The organism is Luteibacter sp. dw_328 (genome assembly GCF_018449605.1).
Classification (GTDB): domain Bacteria; phylum Pseudomonadota; class Gammaproteobacteria; order Xanthomonadales; family Rhodanobacteraceae; genus Luteibacter.
The window spans coordinates 99,646-125,789 of record NZ_JAAVUW010000007.1; the positions used below are offsets into that span (position 1 = coordinate 99,646).

At 62.4% G+C, this 26,144-nt stretch carries 30 protein-coding genes; 17 read left to right on the top strand and 13 right to left on the bottom strand.

Annotated features, from left to right (window positions below; translation table 11 throughout):
• Positions 1–25 precede the first annotated feature (25 nt).
• From HB634_RS17225 to HB634_RS17245, 5 genes are all read right to left on the bottom strand, one after another.
• The gene (locus HB634_RS17225) at positions 26–367 is read right to left on the bottom strand and encodes a copper-binding protein (protein WP_213949486.1); all 342 of its coding nucleotides are present in this window, start codon (positions 365–367) and stop codon (positions 26–28) included.
• A gap of 11 nt (positions 368–378) precedes the next feature.
• Entirely contained in the window at positions 379–3,537 is a 3,159-nt protein-coding gene (locus HB634_RS17230) for a CusA/CzcA family heavy metal efflux RND transporter (RefSeq protein ID WP_213949487.1), read from the bottom strand.
• Positions 3,534–4,757 carry an efflux RND transporter periplasmic adaptor subunit gene (locus HB634_RS17235; protein ID WP_213949488.1) on the bottom strand — a complete coding sequence of 408 codons (1,224 nt, stop codon included), beginning with the start codon at positions 4,755–4,757 and terminating at the stop codon, positions 3,534–3,536. Before HB634_RS17235 ends, HB634_RS17230 begins: the two co-directional genes overlap by 4 nt.
• Entirely contained in the window at positions 4,754–6,010 is a 1,257-nt protein-coding gene (locus HB634_RS17240) for a TolC family protein (protein ID WP_213949489.1), read from the bottom strand. The genes HB634_RS17235 and HB634_RS17240 overlap by 4 nt, the downstream gene beginning before the upstream one ends.
• 67 nt (positions 6,011–6,077) lie before the next feature.
• Positions 6,078–6,494: a hypothetical protein gene (locus HB634_RS17245; protein ID WP_213949490.1), complete on the bottom strand. Its 417-nt coding sequence runs from the start codon at positions 6,492–6,494 to the stop codon at positions 6,078–6,080.
• A 98-nt stretch (positions 6,495–6,592) separates the two neighbouring features.
• On the opposite strand from HB634_RS17245, the gene HB634_RS17250 reads away from it, so the two are divergent.
• From HB634_RS17250 to HB634_RS17265, 4 genes are all read left to right on the top strand, one after another.
• Complete coding sequence (locus tag HB634_RS17250; protein ID WP_213949491.1) at positions 6,593–7,045, top strand: hypothetical protein; 453 nt, start codon at positions 6,593–6,595, stop codon at positions 7,043–7,045.
• Between the two features lie 71 nt (positions 7,046–7,116).
• Positions 7,117–7,557, top strand: coding sequence for a hypothetical protein (locus HB634_RS17255; protein WP_213949492.1), 441 nt, complete (start codon positions 7,117–7,119; stop codon positions 7,555–7,557).
• Between the two features lies 1 nt (position 7,558).
• Positions 7,559–8,053 (top strand): hypothetical protein, encoded by a 495-nt coding sequence (locus HB634_RS17260; protein WP_213949493.1) that lies wholly within the window; start codon positions 7,559–7,561, stop codon positions 8,051–8,053.
• Between the two features lie 13 nt (positions 8,054–8,066).
• Positions 8,067–8,420, top strand: coding sequence for a hypothetical protein (locus tag HB634_RS17265; protein ID WP_213949494.1), 354 nt, complete (start codon positions 8,067–8,069; stop codon positions 8,418–8,420).
• 505 nt (positions 8,421–8,925) lie between these two features.
• On the opposite strand, the gene HB634_RS17270 is transcribed toward HB634_RS17265, so the two are convergent.
• Positions 8,926–9,261: a transcriptional regulator gene (locus HB634_RS17270; RefSeq protein ID WP_213949495.1), complete on the bottom strand. Its 336-nt coding sequence runs from the start codon at positions 9,259–9,261 to the stop codon at positions 8,926–8,928.
• Positions 9,262–9,305: 44 nt separating this feature from the next.
• Positions 9,306–9,701, bottom strand: coding sequence for a type II toxin-antitoxin system RelE/ParE family toxin (locus HB634_RS17275; protein ID WP_213949496.1), 396 nt, complete (start codon positions 9,699–9,701; stop codon positions 9,306–9,308).
• Positions 9,702–9,875: 174 nt separating this feature from the next.
• Here HB634_RS17275 and HB634_RS17280 point away from each other — a divergent pair, with 174 nt between their 5' ends.
• The 5 genes from HB634_RS17280 to HB634_RS17300 all read left to right on the top strand — a co-directional run bounded on the left by HB634_RS17280 (position 9,876) and on the right by HB634_RS17300 (position 12,960).
• Complete coding sequence (locus tag HB634_RS17280) at positions 9,876–10,370, top strand: hypothetical protein (protein ID WP_213949497.1); 495 nt, start codon at positions 9,876–9,878, stop codon at positions 10,368–10,370.
• A 177-nt stretch (positions 10,371–10,547) separates the two neighbouring features.
• Positions 10,548–11,105, top strand: a complete 558-nt coding sequence (locus HB634_RS17285; RefSeq protein ID WP_213949498.1) for a hypothetical protein — start codon at positions 10,548–10,550, stop codon at positions 11,103–11,105.
• 32 nt (positions 11,106–11,137) lie between these two features.
• Complete coding sequence (locus HB634_RS17290) at positions 11,138–11,890, top strand: TlpA disulfide reductase family protein (RefSeq protein ID WP_213949499.1); 753 nt, start codon at positions 11,138–11,140, stop codon at positions 11,888–11,890.
• A gap of 331 nt (positions 11,891–12,221) precedes the next feature.
• On the top strand, positions 12,222–12,374 hold the full coding sequence (locus HB634_RS17295; protein WP_197478475.1) for a hypothetical protein: 153 nt from the start codon (positions 12,222–12,224) through the stop codon (positions 12,372–12,374).
• A gap of 1 nt (position 12,375) precedes the next feature.
• Positions 12,376–12,960: a DUF416 family protein gene (locus tag HB634_RS17300; RefSeq protein ID WP_213949500.1), complete on the top strand. Its 585-nt coding sequence runs from the start codon at positions 12,376–12,378 to the stop codon at positions 12,958–12,960.
• A gap of 338 nt (positions 12,961–13,298) precedes the next feature.
• Here the strand turns inward: HB634_RS17300 and arsC are convergent, their stop codons facing one another.
• Both arsC and arsH read right to left on the bottom strand, forming a co-directional pair.
• Positions 13,299–13,697: an arsenate reductase (glutaredoxin) gene (gene arsC, locus HB634_RS17305; protein ID WP_213949645.1), complete on the bottom strand. Its 399-nt coding sequence runs from the start codon at positions 13,695–13,697 to the stop codon at positions 13,299–13,301.
• Positions 13,698–13,699: 2 nt separating this feature from the next.
• Positions 13,700–14,389 carry an arsenical resistance protein ArsH gene (gene arsH / locus HB634_RS17310; protein ID WP_218625544.1) on the bottom strand — a complete coding sequence of 230 codons (690 nt, stop codon included), beginning with the start codon at positions 14,387–14,389 and terminating at the stop codon, positions 13,700–13,702.
• Between the two features lie 110 nt (positions 14,390–14,499).
• Between arsH and HB634_RS17315 the strand changes: the two genes are divergently transcribed.
• Both HB634_RS17315 and HB634_RS17320 read left to right on the top strand, forming a co-directional pair.
• Positions 14,500–14,877 (top strand): metalloregulator ArsR/SmtB family transcription factor, encoded by a 378-nt coding sequence (locus HB634_RS17315; protein WP_213949502.1) that lies wholly within the window; start codon positions 14,500–14,502, stop codon positions 14,875–14,877.
• Between the two features lie 77 nt (positions 14,878–14,954).
• Entirely contained in the window at positions 14,955–16,913 is a 1,959-nt protein-coding gene (locus HB634_RS17320) for a peptidase M61 (RefSeq protein ID WP_213949503.1), read from the top strand.
• An 81-nt stretch (positions 16,914–16,994) separates the two neighbouring features.
• Here the strand turns inward: HB634_RS17320 and HB634_RS17325 are convergent, their stop codons facing one another.
• From HB634_RS17325 to HB634_RS17335, 3 genes are all read right to left on the bottom strand, one after another.
• Entirely contained in the window at positions 16,995–17,261 is a 267-nt protein-coding gene (locus HB634_RS17325) for a Txe/YoeB family addiction module toxin (RefSeq protein ID WP_213949504.1), read from the bottom strand.
• Positions 17,261–17,527, bottom strand: coding sequence for a type II toxin-antitoxin system prevent-host-death family antitoxin (locus HB634_RS17330; RefSeq protein ID WP_213949505.1), 267 nt, complete (start codon positions 17,525–17,527; stop codon positions 17,261–17,263). The genes HB634_RS17325 and HB634_RS17330 overlap by 1 nt, the downstream gene beginning before the upstream one ends.
• 335 nt (positions 17,528–17,862) lie before the next feature.
• Entirely contained in the window at positions 17,863–18,735 is an 873-nt protein-coding gene (locus HB634_RS17335) for a LysR substrate-binding domain-containing protein (protein WP_213949506.1), read from the bottom strand.
• Between the two features lie 167 nt (positions 18,736–18,902).
• Here HB634_RS17335 and phnX point away from each other — a divergent pair, with 167 nt between their 5' ends.
• The 5 genes from phnX (at position 18,903) to HB634_RS17360 (ending at position 25,034) form a co-directional block, all read left to right on the top strand.
• Positions 18,903–19,751, top strand: a complete 849-nt coding sequence (phnX, locus tag HB634_RS17340) for a phosphonoacetaldehyde hydrolase (RefSeq protein WP_213949507.1) — start codon at positions 18,903–18,905, stop codon at positions 19,749–19,751.
• Positions 19,748–20,884 (top strand): iron-containing alcohol dehydrogenase PsrA, encoded by a 1,137-nt coding sequence (gene psrA / locus HB634_RS17345; RefSeq protein ID WP_213949508.1) that lies wholly within the window; start codon positions 19,748–19,750, stop codon positions 20,882–20,884. The genes phnX and psrA overlap by 4 nt, the downstream gene beginning before the upstream one ends.
• Positions 20,881–22,353, top strand: coding sequence for an MFS transporter (locus HB634_RS17350; RefSeq protein WP_213949509.1), 1,473 nt, complete (start codon positions 20,881–20,883; stop codon positions 22,351–22,353). The genes psrA and HB634_RS17350 overlap by 4 nt, the downstream gene beginning before the upstream one ends.
• A 112-nt stretch (positions 22,354–22,465) precedes the next feature.
• The gene (locus tag HB634_RS17355) at positions 22,466–23,824 is read left to right on the top strand and encodes a porin (protein ID WP_345777511.1); all 1,359 of its coding nucleotides are present in this window, start codon (positions 22,466–22,468) and stop codon (positions 23,822–23,824) included.
• Positions 23,825–23,849: 25 nt separating this feature from the next.
• Positions 23,850–25,034 carry an alkaline phosphatase family protein gene (locus tag HB634_RS17360; protein ID WP_213949510.1) on the top strand — a complete coding sequence of 395 codons (1,185 nt, stop codon included), beginning with the start codon at positions 23,850–23,852 and terminating at the stop codon, positions 25,032–25,034.
• A gap of 3 nt (positions 25,035–25,037) precedes the next feature.
• Here the strand turns inward: HB634_RS17360 and HB634_RS17365 are convergent, their stop codons facing one another.
• Positions 25,038–25,421 carry a helix-turn-helix domain-containing protein gene (locus tag HB634_RS17365; RefSeq protein ID WP_213949511.1) on the bottom strand — a complete coding sequence of 128 codons (384 nt, stop codon included), beginning with the start codon at positions 25,419–25,421 and terminating at the stop codon, positions 25,038–25,040.
• Between the two features lie 61 nt (positions 25,422–25,482).
• Between HB634_RS17365 and HB634_RS17370 the strand changes: the two genes are divergently transcribed.
• Positions 25,483–26,112, top strand: coding sequence for a cation transporter (locus HB634_RS17370; RefSeq protein ID WP_213949512.1), 630 nt, complete (start codon positions 25,483–25,485; stop codon positions 26,110–26,112).
• The last annotated feature ends 32 nt before the right edge of the window (positions 26,113–26,144 follow it).

The following is a 26,144-nucleotide window of genomic DNA, read 5'->3' on the forward strand; positions in this document are numbered from 1 at the left end:
TGGTACGTCCATGTGACTGATCGACTCAGTCCGCCGGCGCGATCGACGTCACCGTCCCACCCATCCCATTCGGCTTCAATCCAAACCGCACCCGATCACCTACCTTGGCAGCCGTGAGCAACTCTGGCGAACCCGCCTTGAACGCCATCGTCATAGCCGGCCACCCAATCGCCTTGATCGCCTCATGCTGCAGCGTGATCGTCCCCTTGGCCGTGTCGATCGCCTTGATCACACCAACGCCCTGAGCATCTGCCGGCTGCGCAGCGTGGTCCATGCCGGCCATGTGCGGGTCCATGGGTTGCTGTGCGCTAGCCACAGTGACGGTTCCAAGGCTGGCAAGTGCAAGAAGAGCAAACATCGTTTTCATCGAAGTGTTCCTTAGTGAGGGGAGGGAAGCATTCCAGCCCGCCGACGCAAGCGCCGACGAACCAGAAGGTGAAAAGCAGCAGGAAGAACCAACATGGAAAGAAGCGGCGCGGTCAGCATTCCACCGACCATCGGCGCCGCAATGCGTTGCATGACCTCGGACCCAGCGCCATGCCCCAGCAAGATCGGCAACAGGCCAGCAAGAATCACAGCCACCGTCATCGCCTTGGGCCGCACACGCTGCACGGCACCCTCGCGGATGGCCTCATCCAGCTCGGCCTCTCCGGCATCGGGATGCGCCGCCAACGTGCGGTCCCAGGCGTGGCGCAGATACAGCAGCATCACCACGCCGAACTCGGCGGCTACGCCACCTAGCGCAATAAACCCGATGATCGTCGCGACAGAAATCGCGTGACCCATCGCCCAGATCAGCCACAGTCCGCCGACCAGCGCGAGTGGCACGCTAGCCATGATCACCAGCGCCTCACTGACACGACGAAACACCGCGTAGATCAGGCCAAAGATGATCACCAGCGCAGCAGGCACGACCCAGACCAACCGCGCCATCGCACGCGCGAGATACTCGAACTGACCGGACCACGCGAGCGTGGTGCCCGGAGGCAACACGACCTGCGCACCGACGGTACGTTGCAGGTCAGCAACCACCGACCCAAGATCGCGCCCCGCCGTATCGATATATACATACGTCGCCAGTGCCCCGTTTTCACTCTTGAGCATCGGCGGGCCGGCGACCACGGTGATGTCGGCCACTTGCGCCAACGTTACCTGCGCACCGCCACTGGCGACCAATGGCAGCTGCCGCAGTGCCGCCAACGAATCCCGATCCACCCGCGGATAACGCACCACGATGGGATAGCGCTCGCGCCCTTCGACGGTCTGCCCGATCGGATCACCGCCAACGACGGTAGCGATCGTGCCTTGCACCTGAGCCTGTGTGAGACCGTAGCGCGACGCGTCGTCCCGGCGTACCCGCACATCGACATAGCGCCCGCTCGCGCTGCGCTCAGCTACGGCAGAGGCCACACCCGGTACGCCACGCGCTACCGCTTCGATACGATCCGCCACCTGCTGCAAGCTCGACGGATCGCTCCCCAGTACCTTGATCCCGATCGGACTCTTGATGCCGGTCGCCAGCATGTCGATACGATTGCGGATGGGTGGCACGAAGAGATTGGTCAGCCCGGGCACGTGCACCGCCTGGTTCAACTCGTCCTTGAGCTTCGCCATCGTCATGCCGGGACGCCACTGATCCTTGGGCTTGAAGGTGATCGTGGTCTCGAACATCTCCAGTGGTGCGGGATCGGTCGCGGTCTCCGCCCGGCCGGCCTTGCCGAAGACGTGGTCGACCTCAGGCACCGTCTTGATCATCCGGTCGGTCAGCTGCAGCAGTTGCGACGCCTTGCCAGCGGACAAGCCCGGCAAGGCGGTGGGCATGTAAAGCAACGTGCCTTCATCCATCGGCGGCATGAATTCGCTACCAAGCCGACTCCACGGAAACAGCGCACTCAGCAGTAGCAGGCCGGCGAGGGCCAGGGTCGTCTTCGGAAAGCGCAACACCGCATCGAGAATCGGCCGATACGCAGCGATGAGCACACGGTTGAGCGGATTGTCACGCTCGGCACGAATACGCCCGCGCACGAGGTAACCCATCAGCACTGGCACGAGTGTCACCGCAAGTCCGGCCGCCGCAGCCATCGCGTAGGTCTTGGTAAAGGCCAGCGGTTTGAACAGCCGGCCTTCCTGCGCCTCCAGCGCAAACACCGGCACGAAGGACAGCGCGATGATCAGCAGGCTGACGAACAGCGCCGGACCGACTTCGGCCGAGGCTTCGGCGATCAGTGTCCAGCGCTCGGCCGAGGAGGGCTCCACCCCATCGTTCCGATCCCGCCAGTGTTCCAGGTGCTTGTGCGCGTTCTCGATCATCACGACGGCGGCGTCGACCATCGCGCCGATGGCAATGGCGATGCCACCCAGCGACATGAGGTTGGCCGAGACACCTTGCATGTGCATCACCACAAAGGCGGCGAGTACACCCAGCGGCAGGGTGATCACGGCGACCAGGGCGGAACGCAGGTGTCCAAGAAATAGCACGCACACCAGCGCCACCACGAGGAACTCTTCGATCAGCTTGCCGGTGAGGTTGTCCACGGCGGCGTCGATCAACTGCGAGCGGTCGTAGGTCGGCACGATCTGCACGCCGGCGGGCAGGCTGCGTTGCAGTGTTTCCAGTTTCGTTTTCACAGCGGCGATGGCGGCCTTCGCGTTCTTGCCCGAGCGCAGCACGATCACGCCGCCGGCTACCTCGCCCTGGCCGTCGAGCTCGGCGATACCGCGACGGAAGGTCGGGCCGCGTTGCACGGTGGCCACCTCGCGCAGGAGCACGGGTGTTCCTCCGGCCGATGTCGTGATCGGCACGGTGGCGAAGTCCTCGGCCGTTCGCAGATAGCCCTCGCTACGCACCATGAACTCGGCTTCGCCTTGCTCGATCACGGAACCGCCATTGGCACCGTTGGCGGCGCGCACCGCGTCGACGAGGCGATCCACGGTGATGCCGCGTGCGGCGAGCGCCGCCGGGTCGGGCACGATCTGCCACGCGCGCTCCATGCCGCCCACGCTGGCGACTTCGGCGACATCCGGTACGGTCTTCAGCTGGTAGCGCAGGAACCAGTCCTGCAGGCTTCGTAGTTGCCCGAGGTCGTGCTGACCGGTGCGGTCCACCAGCGCGTACTCGTAGATCCAGCCAAGACCCGTCGCGTCGGGACCGAGGGCGGGAGAGACCCCGGTCGGCAAGCGATCGCGCACCTGGCTCAGGTACTCGAGCACGCGTGAGCGCGCCCAGTACAGATCGGTCTGCTCGTCGAACAGCACGGTGACGTAGGAGTCGCCGAAGAAGGAATAGCCGCGCACGCTGGTCGCACCGGGCACCGAGAGCATGGTGGTGACGAGGGGGTAGGTGACCTGGTCCTCGACGATCTGCGGCGATTGGCCGGCCCAGCTGGTGCGAATGATCACCTGGGTGTCGGAGAGGTCGGGAAGGGCGTCGATGGGTGTACGTGCCGCCGAGTAGATACCGGCGGCGGCAAGCACCAGGGCAGCCAGCAGCACCCAGCCGCGGTGGGCGATCGACGCGCGGATCAGGCGCGCGATCATGGGTGATGCTCCAGACGATCCAGCGCACCCGACAGGTTGGCTTCGGAATCGATCAGGAACTGTCCGGAGACAACGATGCGGTCTCCTTCCGCCAGTCCGCTGCGGATTTCCGTCATGCCGCCGGAGGTACGGCCCGGCGTGACCACCGCCGCCCGAAAGCGACCCTCGCCCTCGGCCACGATGATGCGCGTGCCCTCCCCATCGGCAATCAAGGCTTCATCGGGCACGACGATGACGGGCGCTTCCGAGGCGGGACTCAGCGTGACATGCGCAAACATCCCTGCGGCGAGCGCACCATCGGGATTGCTCAGCACGATCCGCGCACGCTGCGTACGGGTGGCACCATCGATCTCCGGCAGCAAGGTCTCGACCTGACCGCTGAAGATGCGACCCGGCCACGCGTCGACGCGTACGGACACCGGCGTGCCAGGCCGAATCGCTGATGCCTGTCCCTGTGGTACGGCCGCTTCGACCCAGACCGATGTCGTACCGTTGATGGTCATGAGTGTCTGGCCGGCGGTGACGCGCTGGCCCTCGCGGACATCGAGCGTGGTGATGGTGCCGCCGATCGGCGCGCTGAGTCGAATCGCCGCGCCATCGTTGCGCGCGGTCGCACCATCGGCCGGCGACAGGCCGAGCACCTGCAGGCGCGCTTGCGAGGCGTCGTTTAAGGCCTTCGCGTCGGGCGATTGCACGTGACGCAGTGCCTCGGCTTCGGCTAGGGCACTGCGCCACTGCGGTGCGAGAAGCGCAAGCAAGGGCGCGCCTTTGGTCACCGTCGTATACGGTGCACGGACATCCAGGTGCTCGACGATGCCATCGACGCGCGCGCTGACCGTGACGGCCTGGCGCATATCCCACGTCACGTTGCCGGGCACGTCCACGGCGGATGCCAGGCTGCGCTTCGCGACGAGGGCCGTTCGCAGTCCGAGGTTTTGTTCCGTGGCGGCGTCGATGCGAACGCCACCCGAGGGTGCACTCGCGTCATCGACCTTGGGCACCATTTCCATGCCCATGGGCGACAAGCCGGGATGGTCGAAGTGCTGCTCGGGGACCATCGGGTCGTACCAGTAGCGGACGGCCTTCGCTGGCGCCTTCGCGGTGGCTTGCATCGGGGAAGCTTCGGGTGGCGTCGCGCCGTGGCGGCCGGCGAGATAAGCGGCGGTCGCGATCACGACGACAAGCAACGCGCCAAGAGCAAGACGGGCAGGGCGGTTCATCGGTCAGCTCCGGCGGGAATGAGGTAAGCCAGGGCCGCCCACGCGCGGCCGTACTCGGCTTGCATGCGTGCGTAGTCGGCGTGGTGGGCGAGTTCGTCGCGGCGGGCGCTAAGTAGGGGTGCGATGTCGCCACCGCCGCGGTAGGCGGCGAGGGCGAGCGCGACACGATCGCGGGCGAGAGGGAGGAGCACATCGCGGTGGCGACGCACTTGCGCGCCCCACGCCTCCCATTGCGACCATGCGCGCTGGATGGCCTCGATCTGCGCACGCCTTGCGTCTTCGTGTTCGAAACGCACGGCATCCAGATCGGCGGCACGCGCGGCGATGCCACGGTCCTGTCGGTTGCGTGTAAACAGCGGCAGGCTGACGCCGACCTGCAAGGAGACCATGTCGGACAGGCCACGAACGCGCGAGCCGTAGCTCACGCCGAGATTCCAAGCGGGGCGTTTGTCCGCTTGCGCGGCGGTGAGCGCGGCGGCTGCGGCGTCTTCGCGCGCGGGCCACGCCAGCAAGGCACCCTGCGCGTCGACATGCGCGAGCAGGCCTTTTTCGTCGAAAGGCAGCACGGTGAAGTCCGGCGGATCCGCCAGCGACGCATCGTTCGCCGTGTCGACCCAGCGGGCCAGACTGACCCGCGCCTGCGCCTCCTGCGCGGTCGCTTCGTCGAGACGGTTATCCAGATCCAGCGCTTCCATGCGCGCCGCCAGGACATCCGCCGCGCTACCGGAGGCGCCACGCAGGCGGGCAGTCGCCGCGTCGATGTCCTGATTCCAGGCCGAGCGCAGGGCGCGAAGCATCGCGATTTCCTGCTGTGCGCCCCAGGCACTGACCCACGCCTCGGCGGTGGCTTGCCGGACGGATGTCGAGGTCGCCACCTCGGTGGCGCCGGCCACCACGGCCTGCGCCTGACCCATGGCGCGCTCTGCGTTGCGCTTGCTACGCGAGGGCAGCGCCTGGCTGATCCCGACTGTGCGCATGGTCATGTCGTCGCCGCCGGCGGTGTACGCGCCCGGCCCTTGCGTCGCCAGGTTGTCGATGCCGAAGGTGAGTTGCGGGTCGGGCAGGGCACCGGCGCGGGCGGCTTCCTGACGGGCGGACTCCGCCTGCGCGCGGCGCGCTTCGAGCAACGGCGCCTGCGCCACGGCCTGATCAGCGGCGGCTTGCAGGGTAAGGATAGGTGGCGACGCCGCGGCCGCCACGACGGGTACTAACGCAGGAACGAGAGCGGCCAAAAGCCGCTTGAACGAAACCATGATGATCTCCGATCGCAGACACACACGGCCGTGCGCACACGGCCGACGAGGGACGTGCGATCGGGGTCTAGATCAGGAGCGTGCAGAACCGCAGCGAGGGCGGTGGATCAGGCCGGAGCAGGGTCGGGTCCGGCAGCGCGACGCGTTCCGGGCAATCGGACAGCGTGGCCGTCAGGACCGGCCAGTCGGCGGGCAGGAGCAAGGGCGGCAGCGTCGGCACGCGGGCATCGGGCACGGCCGAGGTGTGGTCGGCGCAGTGTTCCGCGCAGCGCGGATCGGTGCCGTGCATGCTGGGGGCGTGGCTCGTTGGCGCGGCGGCCATCGCCATGTCCGCACACCCGCCGGCCATGACCATGGCGGTCGGCTGGGTCGGCAGGGTGCACACATAAGCCGCCATCGCCAGCTGCTGGAACAGCAGGCAGAACATCACCAGCCCGATGGAGAGGGCTCGACGGCGGCGGCTAAGGCGGAAGCGGGGACGCATGGCGGGGTATTCTAGAACAGCTGGACCTGGGTCCTGTCAAGTGGGGCGCGCACTTGCCGGGCATAGGCAGGATCACAAGGACAACGGCGATTCATCCCATGATGAGCAAGCAGCACTATAAAAAGGCCACTGGCATCATTGGGGGTGATGATGCGGATACTGCAAAGGCCTACATACAGTCCTTCTCTTGGTGCCCACCGATCAAGGACATGTACTTCGCGTGCGGGGTTGGCGGAGTAGTCGCCGTGTTCATAGTGGAGTTTCTTCAGAAAATCCAAGGCTACGATGAGGAGCTTTGGGTAGTCGTTGGTGACGTACCTAGCGCCTATTTAGTTGTCGAGCCGATGGACGACGAGGCGCAGGCGCTTGAGCGATATTGCGAATTGATGGATCAGTGGATAGCCGCGGTTCGCAGCGCCGATGACCTTAGCAAAGTGTTTCCGGTATCGGCCGAGCCAACTGTCAAGCACGCGGACATGTTGCGCAGCCGGATAGAACTGTTGCGTTCCGCGCTAATTCCGCGAATAGAAAGGCGAACGGAACGAACCTAACGATCATCTGATCAATCCTATTGTTGGGTCCGTTCACGCCGTTTACGTCAATGTGTGTCGAGAGGTTACTGATGCGCGCACATCTGCCTGCGTTCTCGTTACTAGTGTTGGGGCTTCTTCTGTCCGCATCGACGAGCGCCTCTGAGTCGACGTCGGTTGATACGGTTTCGTCTCTCAATCAACGTAGGGGGGAGTTTGACGGTAAGGACGTCAGGCTCAAGGGCTACCTGTGGATCGGGCCCGAGCAGTTGTACATTGTCGACAGAAAATTCGACAACGATGATGCGTGGCAGAAAAACTCAGGCTGTCTGAGCCTTTTGAATGCGGGAAGCCTGGGATCCATGGCAAAGACGTTGACGGGCAAGTACGTAGAGATTACGGGACGTTTCGTCGCGGATTCCTCGTCTTACGGTGTCAGCCTTATGGTGTGCGGATCAACGGGACTGGATCTTGGCGCCCGTCCGGAGGAACGCATCAAGGTCATTGCTAGCCCGGGACCTAGGGGGAAATAGCATGAACCTATCGACGATCAGGAACTGCTTTGTGTTTCTCCTGCTGCTTGCTGGCGCTACGTCCAACACCGCAGTGGCCGCCGAAAGTATTGCTGTCTGCACTTCATTGCCTGCCAATGGTTCATTGATCAAGACCGATGGCGGTCACAAACTCGTACTTACCGTCACCAATCCAACGGACGTCGCAGTCGACCTCATGGCATTCTACTTCGAGTCAGACTTGCTTCGATTGAGCGCCGTCGAGAAAGAAAACAATCGGCCTTTGCGTACACTGGTTCCGTTAGTGTCACCAGGCGTTTCGCCGATCACAATTCGAGCCAAGGATAAGTTCGTCCGGGAGTTCGATCTGGTCTCAATCTTTCCTGACCTCGAATCGACGCTGACCCGGTCGGCCGTCGCGGTCTCTTGGAGGCTCAAGCTGGATCCTGGCCCGGGCTGCTTTTCGGAGGTGATCGAGACCACGTTCGCTATTCCTAAGAATGCTGGTGCGCCATGATCTGGAGTCGAGCATGTACCGCTTGGGCAAGTTTTCGCTACTAGTCGTGGGGCTTCTTCTGTCTTTCTCGGCCAGCGCTTCCGCGCCGCATACGATGAATGCGCGTGTCATCGCGGTATCAGAAACGCCGAGGGTGCCATCAGGCGTCATCATCAGCTGGGTGGATATTACGGTGACTGAGCACGGGACCGCGACGACAAAGCTGAAACTTGCCTATGTTTCAGCCGCGACGAAGCTTCCCCGTGTCAGCGAACATTGTGTCTTCACCGTACATGGCGAGCGCAGTGGAAGCACTCGCGACAGGAATGGGGTGGCTGTCGATGATTCGATCGTGGTTGATGACTTTCAGTGCGGCTGGGCCAGGTGAGGTATCGGTGCCAGAACGAGCCGTCACCACAAGATCGCCGGCAGGAGATTGCTCAAGAGCGACGAGACAGCCTGGGTCCGAAAGATTGAGTCGAGATCTATGATCGATATTCAGCACGCATTTCAAAAAGACAGTCTCAAGCGAGTGCTGTCGTCACTTGGAACTCTCCCCGAAAGACTTATGCCTAAGTATTTTGGGTATGACGAAGATATCTATTCGCGAGAGGATCTCGTGAATGATGATGCGCGGTTCGAACTTTTTCTTCAAAGTGCAGAAAGCGGATTTTTCTCTATGCCGAAGATGTTTCTTACACATTCATCGTCGAATCCGCCATTCTCAAGGTTCATGTTTTCGATGCCAGCGTTCACGATGGCATAGCGATATTTCGTGGTCTATCGGCTTGTGGGTCCATCTTCGGATATGCGGCTGAAATGCATCGAGCCGCCATTAGTGGCGGAGAGGCGCCACGTAACGGTCGAAGCGATTCGGACGTTCATGACTGGTATCAGGCGACGGTCGGTGCGGCGCTCACGTGCACCAATGCCGGCGCGTGGATCGTGGCTTTCACCAGTTCCGCAAAGATTCCGGACAAGGCGTTCATGCTCGGATTGCCACGTGGTGAAAGCATTCGGTGCAACGACTTCGGCGGCGTTCCCGTGACCCGTGCGAGAGTTTCGAAGCCAAGCAAGCCATGAGTGAGGTCACGCATTAGCAGACGTGCGGCCTCGGCTTCGCCGTTGACCATGAGTGCCATGGCTTCGTCCAAGAGCGCGCTTGCAAATTCTGGATCTTCCTTGATGCGGTTCGCGATCGTGTCGCGGTAGTCCACTGTAAGTGCCATGAAGGCTTTCCTTAATCAGGATATTGATGCCGTCGTTTAGAGGGCTATTTTCGTTTCGTGGATTTGCCAGTTTGAACCTTCGCATCCTTGCTGGCTTCTTTGGCGGTCTTCGCCGCCGCTTTCTTTCGTTCTTTGTATTCTGCTGCCAGCGTGGCGGCAGCGGTGACTTCAGCGGACTGGTTGCCTTTGTCGCTACCTCCGAGCATCACCACCAGTTGATCGCCATCCTGGTGAACGTAGAGGCGGATGCCCGGTCCCCAATCAATGCGCCATTCTGCGAGCCCGCTTCCGAGGCCTTTTAGTCCACTGGTGTTGCCAGCAGCCATGCGGGCAACGGCAGTAGCCGCTTTAGCTGCTGCTTGCGGAGCAAGGCTGTTGAAAAACTCGCGGTAGTGGTTTCGCCCGTCTGATGAAACGTATTCCTGAACTATTGTGGCCATCAGCCAATCCTTTGTTATGCCAAAATGGTATCATATGTGGTACCATTAAAACAAGGATCCGAGATCGTGCAGCAGAGCCAGCACCATGCTCAGGAGATAGAGCAGGGGTCGGCCATGGGATGGCTCTAGCGCCGCTCGCAAGATTTGATACGGCCGAGGCTCACGATCGGCCGCATGACCACCGCAGCCCTACCTGACCCTCTGACCGACGATGACGTGCGCTGGCTGGTCGTTCGTACCGCCTCCTCGCTGGCGAGGCTCTGGGCACGGCTGAAACGCTTCGCCAGTCAGCCAGGACGACATCCCATGCGCGTCCTCGAGGCCCGAGAAGTCAGCCTCGGGGAGCCTTGGCTGAGCGATGTGCCGCCGAACACGTCCTTCGACGGGATCCTGTTTGCCGTCAAGTTGGCCCAAGGTCTGTTGCTTCGCGAGGCTGCCAGCCACAAGCCGCCCGATCACCGGCAGCTGTGCCTGATCGTGCAGCATGTCAGCTGTGGTGCGACCCACTGGTCGGCGAACTCTCTTCGTCTGGCTGAAGTGCTCGGCGTGTGCCTGGCGGCTCGTCCGCGGGACGAACCTGGGTCAGACCTTCATAGGGAAATCTACGCCTTGGATGGCACCTATGCGGAGACAAAGGCCGCCATGGTCGCCGGGCAGGGTGGCCGGTAGCGCGGATCCATTGCGTCCGGGTTATACAAAAACGGCAGAGCACATGACTGGGCGCGGCTCGGGCATCCTCGTGGACGCCTTGGTATCACGAAATTGTTAGAGTGAGCATCGCCGAGGGAGGGGGCGACGCGTATCGGCATTGGGGTAGTCACTCTCTTTTTACTTATAGGGACGTCCATGAGCACGCTGATCGTTCGTAGCCTCGATCTCCGTACCTGTCGGCTCGTAGTGGCCCTACTGGGCTTTCTGGCTACCCCCGCCATCTCCGTCGGCTCTCCCGCGCTTCCTCAGATGCAGGCCACCGCCCAGGCCGCCGAAGAGGCAGGGCTGCATCGTCCACCGGATCTCGAAGACCTCTGGCTCACGGTCCTGCTCAAGATGGCTCCCAGCACACCGCCTTCCTCAGGAGGCTACGGAAGCACCTGGTACGTCAGCGTCAGCACTGGCGGCGAAAAACCTGTCGATCTCCCAGCAGCCGCCATCGCCAGGACACAGATCGCGGGCATTACGATCCTTCCGGCTAGTGCCGCGCCAAGTGCCACGGCGAGCGACAACGCCGTGCAAGGCGAATATCACATCAGCATCGGCCTCCCGCAGAAACGGCCGGATGGCAATTACGACGTCACGTACGGGCACTACTGCGGCGTGATGTGCGCAGGCTCGATGACATCCGTCGTATCTCACGACCATTGGGGCTGGCGCATCGTTTCTAGCCGGAGCAACTGGGTGTCCTGAAGCGCGTCCATCCATCGCGACGGAGTCATGCCATGCAGAAGATCGGTGTTCTCTTCCTGCTAGCCATGTTGGCGACCGGCACGGTGGTGGCTGACAGTCGGCCCAAAGCCTTTCCCGACGAAGCCACGCTACGGCAACGCCTGAGCATCGACCCCCATTCGAAACTCGTGCTGCGCGGTCGCGATGGTTCACCTATCGGCATCAAGGCGTTTCTGGCTGGCGCGAACGCTCCGGGCGGTGAGTTCTCTTTCATTCCTGACCCGGGTAGCGGCATTGTCACGCTGACGCTCAGCAAGCTGCCCTCGAAGCCGCTGAACAAGTGGGGCGATTTGGTCATCGGCGATCCGCTACCTGCCTTCACGTTGCCCTCGAGCGAAGGCCGCACCATCCGCTCGCATCGCTTCGACCATGACCTCACCGTCGTCAACTTTTTCTTTTACGAATGCACTGGATGCATCGCCGAGATTCCTGCGCTCAATGCATTCCACGCGGCGCATCCGGAGATCGGTGCGCTGGGGTTAACGTACGAGGCAAAGGAAGGATTAGCCGCCTTCCGAAAGAAGTACGGGATGCAGTGGGAAATCGTCACGGGCGCCGTCTCCTTTTTCGACAGGGCCAACATCGCGATGTATCCAACGCTTGGCATCGTGGATCGACATGGCCGCCTGCTGGACTTGCAAGGCAGCTGGACGTTGCATCCTGCCGGGCGGAAGCTAGAGGCAGACGATGTAGCGCGATGGGTGGCGACTTACGCGCGAACCAACACGCGTGATACCGGCAACTAGGTACGTGGAAGCGAAGCGTGATCCGCTGGAAGCATCACGTAGGTCGGCGAGACTCCTGGGTGTCGAAGGCATGCGCTGAGGGCAGGGTGACAAGCGTGGCGAAGCCGAGTATGAAGCGCTTAGGGAATGTCATCGCAGGTCTCCGTGGACGGTCTGGCGGCAGCTGGCGCCAAGGATAGGTCCCTACCGATTGGCGGCACCAGACCCGTTGGAGCAATGACGTATGGCATTTACAAAGAGGCTGGCGTGCCTCCTTTTCATCTGCGTTTGCACGCTTGGAAGCGTACGTGCCGCCGAGAAAGATCTGCGGAAGTATCCCTGCGATGTCTACATGTCGTCGGCCTGTATGCGACTGCCGAACGAGATGTCGGTCAGCTACCGCGTCCCCGCCGATTTCGGCATCTACACCGTGCAGTCGTCAGGGAAGAATCTCCTTTCGGTCTACGTGGGCAGTGCACCTCAGCTTCCGACTGGCGTTCCTTGATATGAGTGAGCTGTCGGAGATTGACCAACTGGTGGCCGGCATCAGGGAGCTTGGTGACGCGAAGGCCCTGGCGTTCGGCATCTGCTTGCTTGAGCGGGCCATGCCGGCCTTCTTTCAGTTCCAATGTGACACGGGGTGGGTCGGCGGCGGCGTCATGCGCGCGGCCGTTGCCCGGTGTTGGGCGGTGCTGGAGGGTAGTCCGGCCGAGGCGGTCAAGTTCGTATCCGTCGCGGAATGCGAGCGTGCTGTGCCGGATTCCGAAGGCCGGTACGACTCTGACTACACGTCGGCCGCTATCGATGCGGTGGATATGGCGTGCAACCTGCTGGGCTTCGTCGAGAGCGGAGATATCGAACTCATCGTCGACTCCGTCACTGCACAAACGGACACGATCGATCTGTTCGTTCAGCAGTCGGATGGCTCGGTGCATTCGCTTCTGAACGACGAGCTCGATCTGATGCAGGCCGACCTCGATTTTTTAAGGGTAATTCACGGCGGCGAAAGGATGCTTTTCCCGGCACTCTTGAAGCGCGTCTCTGATCTTGAGTACAGGACGCTCCGGTTGACGCTTCCGCGCGTTTCTTGAAGCACGGATTCACGCGTCACGTCCCGGTGAGCTTGCTCCGGGCATACGCCTCAACCCACAGCCACCTCTTCCTTCTCCTTCGTCACCTCTTCATCCTTGTCCGGCGGCGGAAAGTGGTACCACGCTTCGTGGGGAGACGACCGCTTGCACGACGGGCAAGCGGTCATGGTCCAGAAATGGCCGCATCCTGGACAGCAGCCTGCGGTCCAAAAGGTATGCCACTGCGTAAGGCATCCTGAGCCGGGTTCGCCGGGTGCACATACCCAGCGACTCTCGGGTTTGGGTTCCCAGCTGCAACGCGGGCAATGGATATGAGGTTCGCGGCTCATCGGGTCGCTCTAGGGGGCGATGATCTCGCCATCTTCCTTGGTAAACGGGCCGGGCAGCGGCGGGATGATCTCGAGCACCTTCTCGGACGGACGACTCAGGCGCGTTCCGCGATCCGTGACGACAAACGGCCGCTCGATCAGGATCGGATGCGCAAGCATGGCGTCGACAATCGCCTCGTCGCTGACAGACGGGTCCTTTAAGCCCAACTCACCGAACAGCGGTTCCTTCTGACGCGCCGCCTCGCGGGGCGTCAGCCCCGCATCGACGAGGAGGCGCAGCAGTGTCACTCGATCCGGCAGGGTCTTCAGGTACTCGATCACGGTCGGCTCGATGCCGGCATGGCGAAGGATCGCCAGCGTGTTGCGCGAGGTGCCGCACCGGGGGTTGTGATAGATCGTTGCGTTCATGGTCATGACGTAGGTTCCACTACGGCTGCAGCGGCAGCCAGTGCACGGGCCTCAGCGGCGCCTTTGCGCTCGCTGTAGCGGTCAACAAGATAATCACTGCGGCCACGGACCAGAAGCGTGAACTTCATCAGCTCCTCCATGACGTCAACCACGCGATCGTAGTACGGCGACGGCTTCATGTGGCCGGCGGCATCGAATTCGTTCCAGGCCTTCGCTACTGAGGACTGGTTCGGGATGGTCACCATGCGCATCCAGCGGCCGAGTACGCGCAAGGCGTTGACCACGTTGAACGACTGCGAGCCACCCGATACCTGCATGACGGCCAGCGTCCTGCCCTGGGTGGGACGCACGCTGCCGTCTTCCAGCGGTAGCCAGTCGATCTGGTTCTTGAATACACCGGTCACGCTGCCGTGCCGCTCGGGGCTGACCCAGACATGGCCCTCCGACCACAACGAAAGCGCGCGAAGCTCCTGCACCTTCGGATGACTCGCGGGCACGCTGTCGAGCATGGGAAGGTCGGCGGGATCGAACACGCGTGTTTCGGCGCCCAGGTGCTGGAGGATGCGCTCCGCCTCGTAGGCGAGCTTGCGACTGAAGGATTGCGGTCGCAGCGAGCCGTACAGGATCAGGATGCGCGGCGCATGGCCGCCGTCGCCCTGGACGGTGAGGCGTTCCCACTCGGGCAGCGGCAGGTTGCCGGTCAGGTGGGGAAGATCGACTGACGTCACGATGCTCTCCGAGGGTTGCCTGGCGCTAATGATTCTATCATTCTAGAGATATCGAGACGAACGACGCAACCGCCATGCAAACCGCCGACGCCATCAAGGTCCTTTCCGCGCTCGCTCAGGAGTCGCGCCTGGCGATATTCCGCTTGCTCATCGAGCAGGGGCCGGAAGGATTGCCCGTGGGGGTGATCGGCGAACGTCTGGGTTTTCCGAGTGCCACCCTCTCGTTCCATCTGAAAGAGCTGCTGCACGCGGGCCTTGTCACCAGTCGCCAGAGCGGTCGCTTCATTTACTACGCGCCGGTGATCGCCGCGGTGAATGGCCTTGTCGGTTACCTGACCGAGAACTGCTGCGCGGGTAGCGGTGGTAGTTGCGCGCCGGCGGCGAACGTCGCGAAGGCGGCAGGCAAGCGCGCGGCGGTTGCCAAACGTCGAGGCGTAAAGGCACTCGGGTAAGAGCGGAATGGGCACTATGATTCACGGCGGCCGCATGGTTCGCATGTGCCCCTCCTCACTTACTCGTCGAGCCTTTCATGCACTCAGTCCCTTTCGCCGGTGTGCCGGCTGCCAAGCATCGTAAGTTTTCGCGCCTCTCTCTCTCCCTTGCCTTGGCCCTCGCCTCCGGCACGGCGGCCGCGCAATGGACTGTCTCCGACCATGTACCCCCGCCGCAGGACACGCCGTACGTCGGGACGGTGGCGATCCACGTCGATGCGAACGATACGGCGCAGGGCATCTTCCGCGTCCATGAATCCATTCCGGTGAAGGCGGGCGCGCTGACCCTGCTGTACCCGCAGTGGATTCCCGGCGACCACTCGCCCACCGGCCCGATCGCCATGCTCGCTGGCCTTAAGCTCAGCGCCAATGGCAAGCCGCTCGCGTGGAAGCGCGATGAGTACAACGTCTACGCCTTCCATCTCGACGTGCCGGCGGATGTCTCGTCGATCGACGCGGACTTTCAGTACCTGTCCGAGCGCGGGGATGACGCGGACTTCGAGATCACCGATCGCCTGATGTCGATGGAGTGGAGCAAGGTGGCGCTGTATCCCGCGGGCTATTACACGCGCGGCATCACCTTCGCGCCCAGCCTGACGCTGCCGCACGGCTGGCAGCTCGGCACCGCACTGGAGACCGCCTCGAAGGCAGGCGACACCACCACGTTCAAGCCGGTGTCCTTCGAGAACCTCGTCGATTCGCCGGTTTACGCGGGCCAGTACTTCAAGCGCGTCGCGCTCAATCCGGGTGACAAGGCGCCGGTGTTCCTGGACGTGGTCGCCGACGAGCCGAAGTACCTCGAGATAACGCCCGAGCAGCTCACGGTGCATCGCAACCTGGTGACGCAGGCGACGAAGCTGTTCGGCTCGCACCACTACGACCATTACGACTTCCTGTTCTCACTGTCGGATCAGTTGGCGGGTAACGGCACGGAGCATCACCAGTCCAGCGAAGACGGACTGGGCGCCGACTACTTCACCGGTTGGAAGGACGCGGCATCCGAGCGCGACCTGCTGGCGCATGAGTACACGCATTCGTGGAACGGCAAGTTCCGCCGTCCGGCCGATCTGTGGACTCCCAACTTCAACGTACCGATGGGCGATTCACTTCTGTGGGTGTACGAGGGCCAGACGCAGTACTGGGGCTTTGTACTGACCGCGCGCGCCGGTATGTGGTCGCCGCAGGAGTTCCGTGACGGGCTGGCGCTGGTCGCGGCCAACTACGAGCGCAACCGCGAAGGTTTCCAGTGGCGCACGCTCGAGGACACCACGAATGATCCGACCGTCGCGCAGCGTCGGCCCCTGCCGTACCGCAGCTGGCAGATGAGTGAGGACTATTACAGCGGCGGCCAGATGATGTGGCTGGCCGTGGACACCAAGCTGCGCAGTCTCACGCACGACAAGTCGTCACTCGACGATTTCGCGCGCAGCTTCTTCGGTGTCGAGAATGGCAGTTATGTGCCCAAGACCTATACGTTCGAGGACGTGGTGGCAGCGTTAGATGGTGTTGCCAAGTACGACTGGGCAACCTTCCTGAAGGCGCATGTCGCCTCGATCAATCCGCAGCTGCAGGATGGCCTTGCGGGCACGGGCTGGAAGCTGGTCTACGACGACAAGGAGAGCGACTACGAGAAGGCGTACGACGCCCGGCCGGAAGCGCTTCGCCACTTGGTGAACTTCACCTGGTCGATCGGCCTGACGATGACCGACGCTGGCAAGGTGGGCGACGTGCGCTGGGATGGCCCTGCGTTCAAGGCAGGCGTCAGCAGCGGTGCCACCGTGGTCGCGGTTAATGGCGCCGCCTATTCGAAGGATGTGCTGACGACGGCGATTACCGCCGCCAAGGACAGCAAGACGCCGATCGAGCTGACGCTGAAGTACCAGGGTCGCTTCCGTACCGTTCCCGTGGATTATCACGGTGGTCTGCAGTATCCGCATCTGGTGCGGGTGGATGGGACGCCGGATTATTTGAGCGAGATTATTGCTGCGCGGAAGTAGGCAGTTACCCGCTAACGTTGACCCGAAGACACGGCCGTATCTCCCGATGCGGCTGTGTCTTCGCTGAAGCTGCGCTTCGGCTTAGTGATCACCGTAGTGGAACTTGCAGCTGATGATGGAGATGCACTCATCGTCGAAGGCGTAGACCAGTCGATCCTTCTTATTGATGGATCTGGACCAAAAGCCAGCCAGATCACCGCTCAATTCGTGTGGATCGCCCAATCCGTCGTTCGGACTCCTCTGCACATCCTTGATAAGGGAGTTGATCTTTTTCAGCGTCTTCTTATCTTCGGTCCAATCCTGATAGTTCTTCCAGGCTTCGTCCGTGAACTTGATACTCCGTGCCATCAAGCGGTTTCCTTCTCCTCGATCAGCTCTCGTTTCGAAGTCTTGCCCGCCTTGAACTGAGCGATGGACTTGGCGAGGTGATCGCGGTTTGCCTTGTTGCTGAGCAGGTGAATGGTGTCTGCCATCGAGTTGTAGTCCGCAAGGGACATGACTACTGCGTCCTCGTGGTCACGGCGATGGATGACCGTGATGGAGCAGTCGCTCGCTACGGTATCCAGCACACCCTTGAGGTTGTTACGGGCGTCCGAAAAGCTGACGACTCGCATGGGGTTCTCCTGTGTGTCTTACCTTTCTATGTACTTCTGATGTCTTTCTTAACTTGTACAGGTTCTTGCACAAGTGCAGTTTAGAGCATGTCCTGGAAGGCGGCAAGGGGTCAGTACAGCTGCCATGTATGTCTAAGTATCTGAATACTAATGGTAATACATGCCTGAAGTCATGGACTGGCGGCGGTACGGAGTACCTCCAGTCCAACGGAAATGGGCTAGGCATCGAATACTGGGCGGGCACGATATGGCGAATCAATGAGCGAGTTTGCGCACGACGCTACATGTGGCGACGGTTTCCTGCGCACATGGGACGCCGGATGACTTGAGCGAGATTATTGCTGCGCGGAAGTAGGTTTGATCGCGTCGAAGAACGAAGTTACCGACTGCGTTCTTCGACGCTCCTTGAGGCAACAGACCTGGATATGGGTCACCACTGGTTCGCCCTCGATCGGTAGCGGAACGAGTCGTTCATCCGGCACATATTCCGACTTCGACACGGTTCCTGCGCCCAACCCACGAATCACCGCCTCGCGTAGTGCCTCGCGGCTGCCGATCTCCATCGCTACCGTCGCGGCGAGTCCTTGCTCGCCCAGCGCTGCTTCCAGTGCGAGCCGCGTGGTGGATCCGGGCTCTCGCACCAGCAACGGCTCGGCGCTGAGTTCCTCAAGGCTGACCGACTCGCGCTTCGCCCACCGATGCTCCCGATGTACGAAGACGATCACCGGGTACGTCGCGTAAGGCTGCATATGGAACCGCGTATCGACGGTTCCCTTTGCGATGACGCCCACGTCGCAGAGGTAGTGCTCCAGATCGTGCAGCACTTTCTCCGAGTTACCCAGCGACATCGACAGGAACATCTGCGGATGACGCGCGTGGTACTTGTCGATCATCTCGGTGACATGGAACGGACTTACCGCGCCGATCCTCAGCGAACCGCGACGCATGGAACCGCTGTCTTCCAATAGCACGCGCCCGTCGTCTTCCAGATCCACGATCTGCCGCGCGATGCGCAGGAACTCGCTACCTGTGGCCGTGAGGTCCACGCGGCGGCCGCGCCGATGGAACAGCTCCACGCCGTGTTCTTCTTCAAGTGCCTGAATCTGAGAGGTCACCGTGGTCTGGCTGGTGTGCATGGCACGCGCCGCAGCGGTGAATCCACCATGCTGGACAACGGCGATGAAGCTGCGGAGCTGGGTGAGGGTCATGGGGGCGGTCCGATCGTTTGCGCCATAGGTTGAACGATCCATGTGACATCTATCCACCGAAAAAACCGATGGAACCATCGGTTAAGGGGGCGGGATTCGATCATTGAGGTGCAACCTGGCGTCTCTAACCTGCCTCCATCATCGGCAGTAGAGCGGCGCTCATCATCATGTCTTCGGTTATTCCTTCGTCCCGGCCCTCGGGTGGTAGCTATCCCGGGCCGCTTACCACCGCGATCTTCGACTGGGCGGGCACCGTGCTCGACTTCGGCTGCATGGCGCCGGTGGACGCCTTCCGTCAGGTGTTCGAGGCGGCCGGCGTGCCGATCTCGATCGCCGAAGCCCGGCTGCCCATGGGCGCAGCCAAGCGCGAGCACATCGCCATGATCCTGGCCATGAGCGAGGTGGAGGGTCGCTGGCACGCCGTGAGGGGTCATAAGCCGACCGCGGGCGATCTGGACCAGCTCTACGCCGCCTTTCTCAGCGCGGATGCCGCGAACGTGGAGCGCCACAGCGCGCTCATCCCCGGTGCCCTGGAGACCATGGCTGCCCTGCGTTCACGTGGCCTGCGCATCGGCAGCACGACGGGTTATCCGCATGAAGTCATGGCTAACCTTGTTCCGCTAGCGAAGGCTCAGGGCTACGAACCCGACCACACCTGCACGGTGAGCGACGTGCCGCGTGGGCGTCCGGCGCCGGACATGTGCCTGGTCAACGCGCTGGTCCTCGAGGCGCTGGACGTGAGGGCTTGCGTGGTTGTGGATGACAGCCCGAGTGGCCTGCTCTCGGCACGCGCTGCCGGCATGTGGGCAGTGGGTGTTTCCGCGAGTGGTAACGAGGTGGGTCTGTCGCTGGCCGATTGGCATGCGCTGCCTTCTACACAGCAGCAGGAACGGCTGGGGGTAGCGCGGCATCGCCTGGAAGCCGCGGGCGCGCATTTCGTGATCGAGACCATCGCGGACCTGCTGCCGGTGATCGATGCCATCGAAGCGCGTCTTGCCGATGGGGTGGCGCCATGAAGGACTGGTCGTTTCATAACCCGGTTCGCGTGCACTTCGGCGTGGACTCGCTCGATACGATCGGTCGTCTGCTGCACGGACGTAGCTACGCGCTGGTGACTTATGCGGGAGACATCTTTCGCGGATTCGCGCAACGTATCGCGGCGCAGGCCGGGCCGGCGCTGGTGACCATCGACGCCATCGAGCCCAACCCGACCTTGGCGATGCTGCAGACCGTCTGTGCACAGATGGAGGCGCTACCGACCAAGCCGGACGTGCTCGTCGCGCTGGGTGGTGGCTCGGTCATGGACTCCGCCAAGGTGCTCGCCACCGGCCACGGTCGCTGGCAGCCTGTGGTCGAGGCACTCAACAACCCGGCGGCCGACGTGCCACGCGCCATGCCGATCATCGCCATTCCGACCACCTCGGGTACGGGCAGCGAAGTCACTTGCTGGGCCACCGTGTGGGATCCGGAAAACGACCGCAAGCTGTCGTTGTCGCGGGACGATCTCTACCCCGAAGCGGTGGTGGTGGACCCGCGACTCGTGGCCGGCTTGCCTCGTAGCGTCACCATCGCCAGCGGTCTCGATGCGTTGTCGCATGCCCTGGAAAGCCTTTGGAACAAGAACGCCAGCCCAATTACGCGAAGCCTGGCCGTGCAGGCAGCAAAGGAAATCATGCGGGGCCTGGCGCGCCTCAACGGCGACCTCCATGACCTCGACGCCCGCACGTTGATGGCACTGGGCTCGCTGCGCGCAGGCCTCGCGTTTTCCAACACACGCACCGCGCTGGCTCACAACATCTCTTACCCGATCACCCTCCGCCAGGGCATCGCGCACGGCATCGCCTGCTCGTTCTGCCTGCCGGACGTGATGACGGCCGCGATCGGCGCGGAACCGTCCTGCGACAGCGCGCTTGAAGACCTCTTCGGCGACCTGCGCAGCGCGCCACAGACGCTGCGGATCTTCCTCGACGGCCTCGGCGTGTCATCGGATTCGCGCGACTACGGCATGGATCCGGCGCAGTGGCGCGACGTCGTCGCCGAAGCGTTCGACGGCGTGCGCGGTCGCAACTTCATCGGCGCCATCGAGCGCTTTCCGTTTCGGGACGTTGTGGACGTACCGGGCAGCCAAGCCGTAGGGGCATCCTTATGAAGGCGCAGCAGAGTATCCAGACCGATGCGCTTGCGCGCCTCGACGAAATGCCGTGGACGCGATTCCACACCATCCTGACCCTTGCGCTTGGCGTGGGCTGGGCACTCGATTCGTTCGAGACGAACATCATCGGTAGCGTGTTCGGTGTGCTGAAAGCGCAATGGCATCTTTCGTCCACGCAGGGGTCGCTCGCCGTGAGCCTTTGGGTGATTGGCATGCTCATCGGTGCGATCGGATTCGGCTATCTCGCTGATCGTTACGGCCGTAAGAGGCTCTTCCTTGGCACGCTTCTCTGGTATGCGGTGTTCAGCACGGGCACGGTGTTCTCGTGGAACTACGAGTCCTTCCTGTTCTTTCGCGTAATGACGGCGCTCGCTGTAGGCGGTGAGTACTCGGCGGTGACGGCGACCATGGGCGAGTTCATTCCGAAGCGGCATCGCGGACGAACGGACGCAACGATTCTTTCCGGGTTTCCGCTGGGCGCGTTGACTTCCGCTGCCGTCACGCTGCTGCTACTCAACCAGCTTCCCGGCAATATCGCCTGGCGTGTGGGCTTTGGTCTGGGGACGACGCTGGCGCTGATGTTCTTCTGGATTCGTCGCGTGATTCCCGAGTCACCGCGCTGGTTACTTCAGCAAGGGCGCATTGCGGAGACGGAAGCGATCGTGGATCGCATCGCCGCGAGTGCCGAGCGCGCCGGTACGTCGGTCGATCACAAGCTCCAGGCCCGCAAGCGCTACCCGGCTGTACCGTACACACCGACGACGCCGGCCTTCCTGCGCAATATCCGTGAGCTCTTCGGCCAATACCGCCTGCGCTGCGGCCTCGCCAGCGCGCTGAACTTCTCACAGGCAGCCGTGGTATATGGCGTTCTCTCACTGATGGCCCTGGTGATCCTGCCGTACATGAAGGTGCCTGCGGATCGCATGCCGATCTACTATGTGTACGGCAATGCGGCGGCGTTGCTTGGCGGCCTTACGGCGGCCTGGCTGGTGGAAGCCTGGGGACGCCGCTGGTCGTTGCTGGTGAGCTACAGCTTCACGGCCCTGGCGATCGTTCCGCTTTATGTACTGCACACGTTGCCCGGCATGGTCGCCGCGTACTGCATGATCCAGTTTGGGGTGACCTGGGCGTATATCTCCGGCTACGTGATCTCGTCCGAAGTACTGCCGACCCGCATGCGGGCCACGGGCCTGGGCATCTCGGTGGCGGTCGGAAGGGTGGGGGCCATGATCTCGCCGCTGTTGCTGACCTATGCCTACCAGATGTCCGGCGTGCCTTCGTCTGCCCTGATCGTCCTGATTACGTTGGCCCTGCCGGGCCCGATCGCCGCCGCACTGTGGTGGCGCATGGGTAAGGAGACCCGCAACGTCTCGCTCGAAGAGGGCAGCGTGGAAACGGCACGCGCTCGCGAAGCCGCCGCACGCAGCCAGCCGTACGGCACGCTCTCGCACACTCACACGCACTGATTTCACTCCACGAGTCTTGTTCGGGCGCATCGCCACGCGATGCGCCATGGGGGCGGCTTGCCTGAATCCATCGTTTTCCCACTCATTCGCAACGTTCGACGGGGGTTACAACGTGGCACGACACGACAATCCGGCACACCGGAAGAAACTCGGCGCGATCATCGGTCTCGCCGCCCTGGGCATCACGCAGACTTCCTTTGCCGCCGATGACAATAGCCTCACCTGGAGCGGCATCACGCTCTACGGCACGGTGGACATTGGCGTGGCTCACCAGAACCACGGTGCGCCACTCAGCCAGGACATGTATACGGGCCTGGCGTACATGGTCACCAAGAACAGCAACCACGCGATCACCTCAGTGGCGCCGAACGGACTGAGTCAGTCGAAGCTGGGTTTGAGGGGCGATGTTCCGGTGGCCGACGACCTTCGTTTCGTCTTCAACCTGGAGTCGGGCTTCAATCCCGAGTCTGGAAAGCTCTCCGACGCGCTGGCCGCTCTGGTCCATAACAACGGCAAGTCGGCGGATGTGCAGACGACGGGCGCCGATGGCTCCCGCGCGGGGCAGTTGTTCAACGGTCCGGCATTCGCAGGACTAGCCTCGCCGACCTTCGGCACGCTCACGGTTGGCCGTCATAACACCTTCCTGACGGATGTCGTGACGAAGTTCGACCCGCTGACCGTTTCCTACGCCTTCTCCGTGCTGGGTGCTTCGGGCACGACGGCGGGTGGCGGCAACACCCAGGACGTGCGGCTGGACGATTCCTTGAAGTACACCTACACATGGCAGAACCTGCACGCGGGCGCGCTGTATCAGTTCGGGCATAACGACACGAGCCCGGGTAGGGCACTTCAGCTGGATGCGGGTGGCGTGTTCGGGGCCTTAGCCGTCGACGCCATCTATGCCTCGAAGAAACAGGCGTTGCTTGCATCATCGCTGTCGGCCGCTCAGATGGCGACGCCGGGTGTGCCACACGACTCGTTGGCGGCGACCGTTTCGGATAACCACTCCTATGGGCTGACCGCCGCGTACCGGCCGGGAGGCTGGTGGAATGTCATGGGCGGGTTCGAACGAATCACCTACGAGAATCCGTCGTCGCCGTTGGCTGCCGGCTTCAGTTCGCTGGGCGGCTACTTCATCAGCTTCGTGAACAACAATGCCTATCCGCATGAGAAGGTGTTGAAGGTGTCCTGGGTCGGCTCGAACATGCGCCTCACTGATGCGCTCACGCTGACGGGCGCCTGGTACCACTACGACCAGGACAGCTTTGACGGCAAGGGCTGTTCCAATCGTTCCGCGAGTACGTGCAGCGGCACACTCAACGCGGTGTCCGCCGTCCTCGACTACCGGTTCGACAAACGATTCGACGTGTACGCGGGCGCGATGTATTCGCATGTCGAGGACGGCCTGGCGAACGGCTATCTCTTTACGTCCGCGGTCAATGTCATGACCGGCGTGCGCGTGCAGTTCTGATTCACCTCACTGGAAGGGAGCGACCATGAAGAAGCTTTTCTTGTCGGGCGTGGCTGCCTTGCTTGGCCTGGCCACGCAAGTTCACGCGCAATCGCTGGGCGAATTCCGCTTCACGCCGAACGCGGCTATCTCGGGATTCAACACGCAGCATCTGAACAACGTCACACCCGAGGCGTGCGCGACGACATGTCGCGATGTCGACCACGGTGCGTGGTGTGTCTCGTTCGACTATTACCGGGCGTCCGGCCAGTGCGACCTGAGCAACAAGCGGGCAGCGGATGTAGGTGGACTGAAAACGGACTATGCCGGCAATCCGTATGACCACTACAGCCTTTCTCCAGCGGTCAACGCACCCGATCCCATCCCCGGCAAACGGCACGTGCTCGTTATCGGGATCGACGGTCTCAGGGGCGATGCCGTGCGCTGTACGGGCTGCGCGAATCCGCCTTCGCTCAACGCGCTGATCGATGGCGGAGCCTTCCACAGCGACATGCTGGCCGGCGGGCCTCAAGTGACGCTGAGTGGCCCGGGCTGGGCAAGCAACTTCACGGGGTACTGGGCCGCGGACCACGGAGTTACGTCGAACGACATCTCCCAGGTGTTGAAGAAGCCCCACGTGTTCGACCTGATCAAGAAAGTTTATCCGGACGCGACGACAGCCGTGGTCGCCGATTGGGCCAACCTTACCCAGGGCCTGATGCCGACGGGTGCTGACTTCGTCTCGCGTAACGATGCCAAGAACTCGCAACAGGCGACGGACGTGGTTAAGGAATGGCTGAGCTGGGATAACGCCCCGACGGCGATCTTTTACTATCTGCACAATGTGGACATCCACACCTGCTGCTACGACCCACTCAACGCCGTGTATCAGCAGAAGATCCTCGACGAGGACGCGCAGATCGCACAGGTGCTCGATGCGCTTGTCCACCGGCCGGATTATGCGAATGAGGACTGGCTGATCGTGGTGGCCTCGGACCACGGTGGGCTCAACGATAACCACGGCGGGCAGAGCGCCTCGGAGCGGGATGCGCTGTTCATACTCAACAATACGTATGGGAAGCCCGCGGCGGTTCCTTATTGCCATGGCGACCTCACCAGCTATCCGCTGACCCAGATCGATGGAGTGACGCCGCATGTGCTCGACTTCCTGGGGATTGCGAACCCGACGGCAGGGAGGAAGCTGCCGGTTTGCGGAGTGAGCTCGCAATAGGCCTCAGTGCGCCAGTGTTTGCACGACGCTACAGGTGGCGACGGTTTTCTGTGCACAGGCGGCCAGCATGCTGCGCAGATCCCCCGCCATCTCCGCCAGCGCCTTCTGCTTCGCCTCGATCTGTTCAAGGTGCGTCTGGACGATCACGTCGACTGCCGCGCACGAATCGTCTCGCCTGGCACTCAGGCCGAGCAGGCTCCGGGTCTCCTCGAGACTGAAACCCAGATGCCGACACCGCATGATGAAGTCCAGACGCGCCACGTCGTCGGCGCCGTACTGGCGATACGTTCCCAGCCGGGGCGGCTCGGGAAGCAGAGCGATCCGTTCGTAGTACCGGATCGTCTCCAGGTTGCACCCGGTGGCGGCGGCCAGTTCGCTGATGCGCATGGGTTGACTCCGTAGTTACTACGGACCTCAGTCTAAGCCCTTTCCTGGTGGAACTCCCTGCATGGGTTGCTGTGATCACGATAACTGCGAGGCCCGCGCCCTGGCGGATACGTCGGCCCACCGCCGTGTGCTTTGGACCGTGCTGGTTATCAACCTGGTGATCTTCGGCGGCGAGTTCGGCGTCGGCTGGTTGGCTAATTCCAGTGCCGTGCAGGGCGACTCGCTGGACAGCCTGGGAGATGCCCTGGTCTACGGCATCAGTCTGCTGGTGGTCGGTCGTTCCCTGCGCGCTCGCGCGATGTCCGCGTTGACCAAGGGTGGGTTGCAGGTCGCCTTTGCGGCGGTGGTGATGGCCGAGGTGGTCTACCGGTTATCCCACGGGGTGCCACCCACCACGGGCCTAATGAGCCTGGCGTCGGCTGGCGCGCTCATGCTCAACGGCGCCTGCCTGGCCTTGCTGACACGCTATCGCGCGGACGACATCAACATGCGTTCGGTGTGGCAGTGTTCGCGAAACGATGTCATCGGGAATGCAGGGGTGCTGGTTACCAGCGGGCTGATCGCGTGGACCGGCTGGTGGTGGCTCGACCTGGTCTTCGGTGCGGCGTTGGCTGCGCTGTTTTTGCAGACAGGGTTGTCGGTGATTCGGGCGGCGGTGCCGTTGGTGCGAGGCCCCATCGCAGGTGTGTAGCGGTACGGCGTAAGATTCCGCAACGCCACGAG